The organism is Gammaproteobacteria bacterium (genome assembly GCA_013001575.1).
Taxonomy (GTDB): domain Bacteria; phylum Pseudomonadota; class Gammaproteobacteria; order Steroidobacterales; family JABDMI01; genus JABDMI01.
This window is the reverse complement of record JABDMI010000017.1, coordinates 1-11034: the sequence shown is the minus strand read 5'-3', so window position 1 is coordinate 11034 and position 11034 is coordinate 1. Positions and strand designations below refer to the sequence as shown.

At 48.2% G+C, this 11034-nt stretch carries 11 protein-coding genes and 1 riboswitch; of the genes, 9 read left to right on the top strand and 2 right to left on the bottom strand.

Features of this window, described 5'->3' with window-relative positions; all coding sequences use genetic code 11:
* The 9 genes from HKN88_01445 to HKN88_01405 all read left to right on the top strand — a co-directional run.
* Positions 1-192 (top strand): methionine adenosyltransferase domain-containing protein (locus HKN88_01445; protein ID NNC96713.1); only part of this gene is annotated, 192 nt, incomplete at its 5' end.
* A gap of 122 nt (positions 193-314) precedes the next feature.
* Positions 315-392: riboswitch (S-adenosyl-L-homocysteine riboswitch) on the top strand.
* A gap of 16 nt (positions 393-408) precedes the next feature.
* Positions 409-1854 (top strand): adenosylhomocysteinase, encoded by a 1446-nt coding sequence (locus HKN88_01440; GenBank protein ID NNC96712.1) that lies wholly within the window; start codon positions 409-411, stop codon positions 1852-1854.
* Positions 1855-2085: 231 nt separating this feature from the next.
* Positions 2086-2580, top strand: a complete 495-nt coding sequence (locus tag HKN88_01435; protein NNC96711.1) for a DNA-deoxyinosine glycosylase — start codon at positions 2086-2088, stop codon at positions 2578-2580.
* A 157-nt stretch (positions 2581-2737) separates the two neighbouring features.
* Positions 2738-3307, top strand: a complete 570-nt coding sequence (locus tag HKN88_01430) for a class II aldolase/adducin family protein (protein NNC96710.1) — start codon at positions 2738-2740, stop codon at positions 3305-3307.
* A 2-nt stretch (positions 3308-3309) separates the two neighbouring features.
* Positions 3310-4305 carry a TraB/GumN family protein gene (locus HKN88_01425; GenBank protein ID NNC96709.1) on the top strand — a complete coding sequence of 332 codons (996 nt, stop codon included), beginning with the start codon at positions 3310-3312 and terminating at the stop codon, positions 4303-4305.
* A 1-nt stretch (position 4306) separates the two neighbouring features.
* Positions 4307-4966 (top strand): thiamine phosphate synthase, encoded by a 660-nt coding sequence (locus tag HKN88_01420; protein NNC96708.1) that lies wholly within the window; start codon positions 4307-4309, stop codon positions 4964-4966.
* A gap of 64 nt (positions 4967-5030) precedes the next feature.
* A complete protein-coding gene (hemL, locus tag HKN88_01415) occupies positions 5031-6308 on the top strand; it encodes a glutamate-1-semialdehyde 2,1-aminomutase (GenBank protein ID NNC96707.1) in 1278 nt (425 codons plus the stop codon).
* A gap of 81 nt (positions 6309-6389) precedes the next feature.
* The gene (locus tag HKN88_01410) at positions 6390-7970 is read left to right on the top strand and encodes an amidohydrolase family protein (GenBank protein NNC96706.1); all 1581 of its coding nucleotides are present in this window, start codon (positions 6390-6392) and stop codon (positions 7968-7970) included.
* 5 nt (positions 7971-7975) lie between these two features.
* Positions 7976-8854, top strand: a complete 879-nt coding sequence (locus HKN88_01405) for a hypothetical protein (protein ID NNC96705.1) — start codon at positions 7976-7978, stop codon at positions 8852-8854.
* Here the strand turns inward: HKN88_01405 and HKN88_01400 are convergent.
* Positions 8847-10076 (bottom strand): hypothetical protein, encoded by a 1230-nt coding sequence (locus tag HKN88_01400; protein NNC96704.1) that lies wholly within the window; start codon positions 10074-10076, stop codon positions 8847-8849. The two genes, HKN88_01405 and HKN88_01400, sit on opposite strands and share 8 nt — an antisense overlap.
* 85 nt (positions 10077-10161) lie before the next feature.
* Positions 10162-11034, bottom strand: an 873-nt coding sequence (locus tag HKN88_01395; protein NNC96703.1) for a UDP-N-acetylmuramate:L-alanyl-gamma-D-glutamyl-meso-diaminopimelate ligase, incomplete at its 5' end; no start/stop codon positions are given.

Here is an 11034-nt window from a genome sequence, read left to right as displayed (position 1 = left end):
ATCAGTGAATACAAACTGACCCAGATCGTACAATCGGAATTCGATCTCACACCGTATGGCATCATTACCTCGCTGGACCTGATCCGTCCGATTTACAAGCCGACTGCGGCCTACGGACACTTTGGCCGGGATGACCTGGATCTGAGCTGGGAACGTACTGACAAGGCAGAAGCCTTAAAAGCGTATCTCTAAGCTACTGCTTAGCTGTATAATGCGGCGTTGCGAAACGCTCATTTAGAGCCATGCGGCGATCCAAGGTATGAGATTTCCGCAGCATCAGCCGATGGTTCGCGATGACATGATATTTTTCTTAGCCGCCTGAGGGGCGCTGCAACCGACCAAATGTCCGGTGAGGCTCAGATGGCTTATCTAAACAACGGCGCTCGTTCAATCACGGAGCAATCCAAAATGAACGCAACAGTTACACCGCTTAAACCCGATTCGAACTTTTCAGACTACGCCGTAAAAGATCTTTCTTTAGCAGGTTTCGGACGTCAAGAGATCGCCATTGCCGAAACCGAAATGCCGGGACTGGTATCCATTCGCGACAAGTACGCCAAACAGCAGCCTTTAAAAGGCACGCGCATTGCCGGCTCTTTGCACATGACCATCCAGACTGCAGTACTCATCGAAAGCCTCAAGGCTCTGGGTGCGGATGTACGCTGGGTTTCGTGCAATATTTTCTCAACTCAAGATCACGCAGCGGCGGCAATTGCGGCCGGTGGCACTCCGGTGTTTGCCCACAAGGGCGAAACCCTGGAAGAGTATTGGGACTTCACCCATCGCCTATTCGACTGGCACGATGCGCCTGACGGCAGCAAGCAATACGCCAACATGATTTTGGATGACGGTGGTGACGCTACCTTGTTACTTATTCTTGGCGCCAAAGCCGAAAAAGATATTTCGGTGCTGGACAAGCCTGGCAGTGAGGAAGAAGAAGTCTTGTATGCCTCGATCAAAAAGACTCTGGAAACCGATGCAAACTGGTATTCCACACGTCTGGCCGAGATCAAAGGCGTGACCGAAGAAACCACCACGGGGGTTAAGCGTTTATACACCATGGCCAACAGCGGCGAACTGCACTTCCCGGCCATTAATGTGAACGACTCGGTAACCAAATCAAAATTCGACAACTTGTACGGTTGTCGTGAATCTCTGGTTGACTCCATCAAGCGTGCAACCGATGTGATGATCGCGGGTAAAGTTGCTGTGGTGTGTGGCTTTGGTGATGTGGGTAAAGGATCCGCGGCTTCTCTGAGAGGTCTGGGAGCGAATGTCTGGGTGACCGAGATCGATCCGATCTGTGCGTTACAGGCAGCGATGGAAGGCTATCGCGTTGTGCGTCTGGACGATGTGGTAGATCAAGCCGACATTTTTGTGACCACCACCGGTAATTTCAATATTATCCGTGAAGACCACATGCTGAACATGAAAAACCAGGCCATTGTTTGTAACATCGGCCACTTTGATAACGAGATCGATATTGCGGGGCTTAAAAAATACGAATGGGAAAACATCAAACCCCAAGTTGACCACATCATTTTCCCGGACGGCAAACGCATCATCTTGTTGGCCGAAGGTCGTTTGGTGAATCTGGCTTGCGCCACCGGTCATCCAAGTTTTGTCATGTCCAACTCCTTCACTAACCAGGTTCTGGCCCAGATGGAACTGTGGCAACGAGGTGACGAGTACAAGAATGAAGTGTACGTGCTGCCAAAACACCTGGACGAAGAAGTCGCGCGTTTGCATCTGGACAAGATCGGTGCCAAGTTAACCACTTTGACCACAGAACAGGCGGACTACATCGGGGTTAAAGTTGAAGGCCCATACAAGCCCGAACATTATCGATATTGATCATTAATCAGAAGCGACATTTTTCGGATTATTAATCTCTTCATCCCGGGCTGGTTTAATTTCGTTATATTTCGGCTTGTAAAAATTGTCATCCCGCGGCTTGTTTAATATCGTCATCCCGCGGCTTGACCGCGGGACCCAAAAAGCAGCTTCGGCTGCTTTTTTTGTATGAGCCTATCACCGATAATAATGCAGTAAACTCCTCAAACACATCGCTCACCACTTTTCAGCATGCTTAATCTCACCTCCTTCCCACCAATCGCCAAGCCCGATGCCACCACCCTGATACTTGGTTCCATGCCCGGGCAACGATCCCTGGACCAAAACCAATACTACGCGCACCCTCGCAACGCCTTCTGGAAGATCATGTCGCAGCTTTATGATTTCGATCTTGATTTGATATACGAGAAGCGATGTGAACAACTCGCAAAAAATAAGATCGCTCTCTGGGATGTGATGCAACATTGCGAAAGACCAGGCAGTCTGGATTCCGCGATCGTCTCCGGCTCAATTATTCCAAATGCCTTCAATGCATTTTTTAATTCGCATTCCAACATACGTCGGGTATTTTTCAATGGTCGTAAAGCCGAAGATACCTTCAGACGAAAAGTCTTGCCCGACTTGAAAGTTGATATCAAATTGATTGCCCTGCCCTCCACCAGTCCGGCGCATGCCAGTTTGAGTTTTGCACAAAAGCTCGAGGCCTGGAAAAAACTGCGCAAATAGCACTAATCACACAGTTTATAAGGCCTGTATCTGACCGATGGACAGCAAAATATTGCCGCCAGTCCAGAATTTGCCGCAATTGTAAATAAATGTCATAAGCTCATTAAAAATCGAAAAGGTATGCAGGATACAACTCAATAACACGGAGCTTAAATACATGTCGGGCTTAAACAATTCACAATCATCCCTGGTGCAAGTGTACAACTGGTTACGCGTGTACGGCTTGAATGATTCGCATTCCGGAAATGCTTCAATTCGTGTTGGCGATATGATCTGGATAACACCGTCGGGTGCTTGTGCAGACACCCTGACCAACACCGATCTTATTTCCTGTCATATCGACGGACGAATTGGTGAAGGCGCCTCACTGGATGCCGCCTTACATATCCAGACCTATCAGGATAACGCCAAAACCAAAGCCGTATTACACAGTCATAACCCACACACGCTGGCCTTGACCATGAATGGCGAAGATTTTAAACCCGTAGATTTTGAAGGCGCGCATTATTTTGACCGGGTGCCCGTGATTACGATTCCCTATGAGAATTACCTGGAAGACTCGCCGTATAAAGTGAGCAAATCATTGCAGCGCCACAAAGCCTGTGTGGTGCGCGGGCATGGTGTGTACGTTGCCGGCACCAACCTCGAATTGGCGTATAAATGGACCTGCTCACTCGAACATTCCGCTAAAGTAGCCCTGTTAACCACCAAAAGTCATAAGGTTTGAACATGCGATTCATTCAAAGAATTTTATTCATAAGCGCTTTTTTATTCTTGAGCGCTTGTGACGGGACAAACAGCGAGCCAAATGCGAATGCATCCGCAACTGCAGTTACTGGTGAGACAACATCACAAGAAGTCGCCAAACAGGTATCTAATCATCCGACCGCACAGAAAAAATCGCATAAAGATGTATCTTCCGGCAAACACCCGATCTGGAAAATTCAGGGTGATCACAACAGCGTATATATTATGGGGTCGATCCATCTTCTCAGCAAAGACCTCTACCCCCTGGACGAGGTTTACCAAAATGCCTATGCGGATGCCGAAAGACTGGTTTTCGAGATCGACGAACAACTCCTGGATCAAGCCAGTGTGCAAGCCGCGGTGTTAAATTTTGCCCCACTCTCAGGTGCCGAAACTCTGGAACAAGCCATCGGTTCTGAAAAATACGCGGAAGTGAAACGACTCGCGAAAGAAAACAATCTCCCGATGTTAATGTTTGAAAACTTTGACCCCTGGTTTTCCTATGTAAATTTATCCAACATGCTGGTCATGAACGCCGGCTATTCACCGGAAAGCGGAATCGACATGCATTTCATGCAACGCGGCCTGAGCGATGGCAAACCAATCGATGGCCTAGAAACCTTACCCGAGCAATTGAACTTTTTTGAACAAATCCCCATGGACCAACAAGCCGATATGTTGCTCGAGGTCATGCAGAATAGCCATGAAGTACCCGGCATGCTGACTGAACTGGTTAGCGAATGGCAATCTGGCGACATGGATGGTCTGGCCGAATTATTGCTGGAAGACATGCATAAAACCCCTGCCATGTATGACCTGTTGTTAAAGCAACGCAATCACAACTGGGTAGATAAAATTCTCCCGCTGTTACAAGAGCAAGACGATTACCTGATCATTGTGGGGGCGGGTCACCTGGCTGGACCCGATAGCGTGATCAAGCTTTTACAAGACCGCGGCGTTCAGGCGGTACAGTTCTAAAATGCCACGAATCAAATGGCGCCGCGGTTTGTATGCGATCACCGACACCAGCCGGTTTAATACCAATGAGTTATTCCAGGCCTGCAAACAAGCTTTGCACGGAGCTTGTGTCATGTTGCAATACCGCGATAAATCAGGCGACGCTGACAAACGCCGTACCGAGGCCGTGCTCTTGCGTGAAATGTGTCACACCAATAATGCTTTTTTGATCATCGACAATGATGTGCAACTGTGTCTGGACAGTGATGCCGACGGTGTGCATTTAGGCCCTGAAGATATTTCTGTACACAAGGCTCGCAATATTCTCGGACCCGGAAAGATCATCGGAGCTTCCTGTCATCAGAGTTTTGAAAAAGCCAAACAAGCGGTGCGTGACACCGCCAATTATGTGTCATTTGGTGCCTTCTATCCCTCGCGCACCCGAGCCGATGCCGCGGTACTAGATCACGCAATATTGAACCAGATCAGCGAGTTGCCCATCCCGGTGGTGGCGATTGGCGGGATTAATCTGGAGCGGGCAAAAAAACTGGCTTCACAAGGCGTAGACCATGTGGCGGTGATCTCCGATCTATGGAATGCAGAAGATATTCAGGCGCACGCCGAAGCCTACCAAAGTATTTTTTCCGGCGTATCGAACATTTATGATCGCGGTTTGAATTAAGAAACACATACAATACCCACACTAGACTTCGACAATCATCAGAACCAATAAAAAGAATTTACTCATGAACAACAAGCCTTCGCATTTTCAACAAGCCCAACAGGTAATTCCTGGCGGTGTGAATTCACCGGTACGCGCCTTCAAATCGGTCGGTGGCGAACCGGTCTTCATCCACTCTGCCAAAGGACCGTACTTGTATGGCGAAAATGGCACAAAATACACCGACTACGTGGGCTCCTGGGGTCCGATGATCCACGGGCATGCCCATCCCGAGATCATTGCCGCGGTAAAAAATGCAGCAGACCTGGGCACCAGTTATGGCGCGCCCACGGTGCTGGAAACGGCCCTGGCACGTGAAGTGTGCAAATTAATGCCATCGATTGAAAGCGTGCGCATGGTCAGCTCGGGAACCGAAGCCACCATGAGCGCCATCCGACTTGCGCGTGGCTTTACCGGTCGTGACAAGATCATCAAATTTGAAGGTTGTTATCACGGACATTCCGACGCCTTGTTAGTCAAAGCCGGTTCCGGTGCCTTGACCTTCGGGGTGCCGAGTTCGCCCGGCATACCCGCCGAATACGCCAAACTCACCCTCACTTTGCCGTTCAATGACCTCGAGGCGTGCGAGCAGATCTTCAAGCAATGTGGTGAAGAGATCGCCTGCATTATTCTGGAGCCGATTGCCGGCAACATGAATTTCATTCGCCCGGTCGAAGGTTTTTTGCCGGGCTTACGCAAGCTTTGTGATGAATACGGTGCGGTACTCATCTTTGATGAGGTCATGACCGGGTTTCGGGTCGCACTGGGTGGCGCCCAGGAAATCTATAACATACGTCCTGACCTGACGACCCTGGGAAAAATTATTGGCGGCGGTTTACCGGTTGGCGCATTTGGCGGGAAACGCGAGATCATGCAATACATTGCCCCGCTTGGACCGGTGTATCAGGCTGGCACCTTATCAGGCAATCCACTGGCCATGTCAGCGGGGCTTAAAACACTCGAACTTATACAAGCCGAGGGGTTTTATTCAGAGCTTGAACGCAAGACCAAAATTTTAACTTCCGGACTCATGCACGAAGCAAAAGATAAAGGCCTGGCCTTTACGGCCGACAGCTTAGGTGGCATGTTTGGCCTGTATTTCACCGACAAACAACACATCACCAGTTTTGCAGAAGTGACCGCCTGTGACCTGGATGCCTTCAACCGGTTTTTTCATGGCATGTTGAAACGTGGTTATTATTTTGCCCCATCGGCCTATGAAGCCGGCTTTGTTTCCATGGCGCATACTGTTATCGACCTGGAAAATACCGTAAACGCATTTTTCGAATATTTACGTCTGTAGTGCAAGTATTCTTGGTAAAACCTTGAAAAATAAAGCATAATAGCCACAGGAAGAATTTTTTCACTTGAAAAGATAGTGCTTATGATAAGAAAACTTTTCAAAATAGTTATATACGTTTTTATATTTTGCGCTCTGGTCGTCGCTATCGGGGTCAACTTTCCCAACTCTGCATTTCCCAATGTCGGGTTTAAAGACAATATCTATATCCGCAATATCAATGTCGTCGATACCGTTTCTGGCAACATAGTTCCCGGTCAAAATATTCTGATCCGCGATGGCATAATCGAGAACATCTCGACTCGAAACATCCGCCCGGTCGATGAGCTGATCATTATTGTGGATGGCGAAGGCAAATACCTGATTCCCGGGTTATGGGATATGCATTATGCTTCCCAAAAACGTGCGGAATACACGCAACACCCCTTATTACTCGCCAATGGCGTCATGCATGTTCGTGACTTGAGTGGATGCCTGAACCAGAATGATCCTTACTGGGCCTGTGCAGCTGATCGTGATCGCTGGAATCGTCTGGCTAATGAAGATTCCACCTACTCACCCTATTATCATCAACAAACTGCTTTGCCAATTGATGCCGGACTCAATTTACCCGAAGACTACGCCAACAACTTACAGGGCACGGATTCAAATCAGGTTGAAGCCATTATTGATCTGGCGAGCTTTCAAGAGCTGGACTTTTTGACTGCAACAGCAAACTTGTCACAGAATTCTTATCTTACGCTTGCGCGCTTGCTGAATAATTCAAACATGTACCTGGCGGGAGAAAAACCCAATAGTGTGACTTTGTTAAACAGTTTGGCCATGCGCCACAAAAGTTATGATCATTCCAGTTTATTTGCTGAAGAATGTTCCAGTACGGTTGGACGCCTACGCTCGATTAGACCGGCAAGCAGTTTGCAAAGCACTAGCCAACGTCGCCAATTACTCAGCAATCAAAACACCGTGCAATGCAAAGCCTTGATGACGGCCATGGCCAGTTCAGACAGTTGGTGGACACCCAGTCTGGTCAGCCTGAAAAGTCAGGCCAACAGTTTTGATGCAGCATTTAGAAAAAGCGAGAACCGCCGTTTTGCATCTTTGGTTCAACGCTATTTGCACTGGTATCTGGACCTGAAGAATTCCCCGTTCGGGCCGGATGTGGGCAGTGCAAATGTACATAAGGAATTCTATCAACGAGTGCAAACCCACGCGGCAGACGCCAATCAGGCCGGGGTGCGCATGTTGACAGGCTCCAATGCAAGTACCCCGTATGTGTATTCCGGATTCAGTGTGCATGATGAATTGGTGGCCCTGACCGAAGCCGGTTTGTCGCCCTTACAGGCTCTTCGTACAGCCACCCTGAATCCAGCCACTTTCTCCGGGGTCTCCAATCAATTTGGCAGCATCTATACCAGAATGCATGCCGACATGATCGTTCTTAATGCCAACCCCCTGGAAGATATCCGCAATACCCGAAATATCGATTCTGTGATCAATCGTTCCACGTATTATGATCGCGCAGCACTCGACAAAATATTCGCCTTTTCTGAAGCTCAGGCAAAAAACTGGCACATGAATATCAAGATCTTCTGGGATTCAATCTCCAGCCCCTTGATGCGCCACGAGTTAAAGACTCATTACCAACAAGCCAAAGAACGCGAATAAGACCTGTGACCCAAGCCACCATCGCCTTCGCCGTCGCCGAAGCATATCCTTTATGCGAGGATGACCAACTTGCCGTTGATGCTCTGAATGAGATTGGCTTCGTGGTTGACGCACAAATCTGGAATGACCCGGACGTGAACTGGGACGACTACCCAGTGGTTGTAGTGCGCTCACCCTGGGATTATTTCTACAAATCGGAACAATACCGCGTATGGGTAGAGTCTTTTCAAAAAAATAATAATACGCATTTACTCAATTCACCAGAGGCCATTCTGGCCAACATCGACAAAGCCTATTTACTCGAATTTGAGCAACAAGGCATTCCCATTGTGCCAAGCGTTTTGCTGGAACAAGGCAGCCAGGAAAATTTACCCGGGATTCTGCTTAAACAAAACTGGAACAAAGTCGTGATCAAACCAAGCATATCCGGAGGCGCCTGGAAAACCTGGTGTTGTGATCGCGATCTCGCTCCCGCCAAGCAACAAAAGTTTACCCAGCAACTGCAGGAACACGCTGTTTTGATCCAGCCATTCCTGCCCGAGATCGTTGACCACGGCGAATTGTCTGTGATCTTTTTTAACGGGAAATATTCGCACTCGGTATTGAAAAAAGCCAAGGCGCGTGATTTCAGGGTGCAAGACGTGCACGGCGGAAGCAGTGAAGCAATTGAGCCGTCACCCGACACCATTAAACAATGCGAGCGTGTGCTCGCCACCCAGAAATCCGAATTACTCTACGCGCGTGTGGACGGCATCATTCGCAATGATACTTTTTTACTGATGGAGCTTGAGATCAACGAGCCGAGTCTGTTTTTTGCCTATTCCAGCACTGCGCCCAAGGCGTTTGCGTCAGCCGTAAAAGCACAACTAGAGGCAATCAGTTAAATCGTTCACGCGATAAGGCAGCCAGCTTGGCCTCATAGATAGACCGGGTTTTCAATTCAAAAGAATTTTCTTTGGCTTGTTCCAGTGCCTCACGCGCCGCGGTAAAGCGCTTACGGTGATATTCTATTTTGGCAATTCCCAAGTACCCTTGATGCAAGTATGGCGCAAGGTCTACGGACTTCAGATACAACTTGTAAGCTGTAGTGTAGTCACCGGCATCAAATGACTCATTAGCACTGAGCAACCAGCGAAACGGGTTCAGGTCATCCAGGCCTTCAAGCTCGGTTGCAATTTTTTGTGCCTCACTATGACGTTCTTGTATTTCCAGCAAGACCTGATAATTCTTTAACAAAGGAATTTTGTTTTGGGCATGTTTGATGCCGTATTTATACAGTTCTTCTGCAACCTGCTCTTCGCCAACGCGCCGATGCAGTACTGCCAGGGTATTGATTGCATGCGCGTTGTCGGGTTCAACATCCAGAGAAGCTTTGAGTAGCCAGAAAGCACGGTTGTAATCATCCTTGCCCAAAGCCTCTGCGGCCAAATTACGATAATACATACTCAGCACTTGCTCGGAGCTGGCGTTGCCATCTGTGTAGGTATAGCGACTGGGGTAATAATCAACAATGGCCTTGCTGCGCCACAAGCTGACGCCTTGTCCGACCGGGGCGAGTGGCTCATACAATACGCTGCGAATGTGCTGAGCATTAAAGATCACACTGCCAAACTCCTGGTAAACCGGCACGCGATTCACTAATTGATATTCAATATCCACATCGGCGATACGCGCCAGCGCTGTGGTGAGCATTGCCAAAGACATACAGTTTCCCGATTGGGACTGTAATGTAGTAGAGGCATTATTGGTCTTGCTGGCGTAGGTAAAATCTAATCCGATATCTTGTAAATACTCATAAACTTTAACGTGACCCGGTTTATCTCTATGGCGGGAAGCAGAAAAGTAATCAAGAAATTTTTGTTGTTGCTTTGTACTTAAAGTATAAATCTGTTCTTCGTTCTCGATTTGTATGGGCTCACCAAAACGCTCACTTTTCAATTCAGGCAAACTGGGTTTAACGTTTTCGATGATACTTTCATCTTGCAGCGGAATTGCCACCGGGGCACTGGCACAGGCTGTAAAAATACTTAAACCTAGTAGACCGATTAGAAATACCGATCCTTTGAAGTGTAGCAAGGAAGCAGGTTTGTTCAATTTGTCGCGCATGTAATATAGACAGTTCACAGTACCAATATATTACATTAGTGAAGAGTATACAAATGTGAAATAAGCAATTTAATTTCTATATTTTTCAACGACTTATATAATCAATCAGCCTCTGGTGCATGCCGGAAAAACTGCCATTACTCAAAATGACCACATGCGTGTGCTGTTGAGCATCTACCGCCTCAACCACGGCCTTATCCACCGCCTGTGCTACCAATTGCAGCCCCGATTCAATCTCGGTAAATTCCTCTGTTTTTGACGCCAACGGGGTAAACACTTCTGACACCGACCAATTCAGATCGGAATGTGCATACACCAGCACTTGATCAGCAAGAGTGAATGCATTGGCCAAAACCATATTGTGCTCACCGCGTTTCATGGTGTTGGAATGCGGATCAAAAACCGCAACAATTTTGTCATCCGGATAATGTGCACGTATGCCGCTTAGTGTGGTTTCAATCGCGGTGGGATGATGAGCAAAATCATCGTACAAGGTAACAGTCTGGGTTTTCAGCAGAACCTCGAGACGACGCTTCACACCGTGATACGACTTGAGTGCATTGCAGGCATGTTCCACATTCAGGCCAACGTGATGAGCAGCGGCAATCGCGGCCAAAGCGTTCTCAACATTGTGTTGACCCAGTTGTTGCCAGTGCACCTCACCGTGTTTTTTGCCATCAAGATACACCGCGAAATCTTTGGCCGATTCCTGTTGTACGGACCAACCGGTCTGCGAAATATTGTCATCGACTTGGAATCCACGCGTCTCGCTCCAGCAACCCATGGCGAGCACTTTGTCAATGTTGAGTTCGAGTGCATTGTGCACGATCATGCCAGTTGACGGCACGGTGCGAACCACATGATGAAACTGTTTTTGAATGGCGGACAGATCCTCGAAAATATCGGCGTGATCGAATTCCAGATTGTTGATCACCAAAGTGTCGGGATGGTAATGCAC

Bases quoted from the DNA above. Each gene is read 5' to 3' on its own strand.
- HKN88_01425 (NNC96709.1), top strand. From the start codon at position 3,310: ATGCGATTCATTCAAAGAATTTTATTCATAAGCGCTTTTTTATTCTTG.
- hemL (NNC96707.1), top strand. From the start codon at position 5,031: ATGAACAACAAGCCTTCGCATTTTCAACAAGCCCAACAGGTAATTCCT.
- HKN88_01440 (NNC96712.1), top strand. From the start codon at position 409: ATGAACGCAACAGTTACACCGCTTAAACCCGATTCGAACTTTTCAGAC.
- HKN88_01430 (NNC96710.1), top strand. From the start codon at position 2,738: ATGTCGGGCTTAAACAATTCACAATCATCCCTGGTGCAAGTGTACAAC.
- HKN88_01420 (NNC96708.1), top strand. From the start codon at position 4,307: ATGCCACGAATCAAATGGCGCCGCGGTTTGTATGCGATCACCGACACC.
- HKN88_01435 (NNC96711.1), top strand. From the start codon at position 2,086: ATGCTTAATCTCACCTCCTTCCCACCAATCGCCAAGCCCGATGCCACC.
- HKN88_01400 (NNC96704.1), bottom strand. From the start codon at position 10,076: ATGCGCGACAAATTGAACAAACCTGCTTCCTTGCTACACTTCAAAGGA.
- HKN88_01410 (NNC96706.1), top strand. From the start codon at position 6,390: ATGATAAGAAAACTTTTCAAAATAGTTATATACGTTTTTATATTTTGC.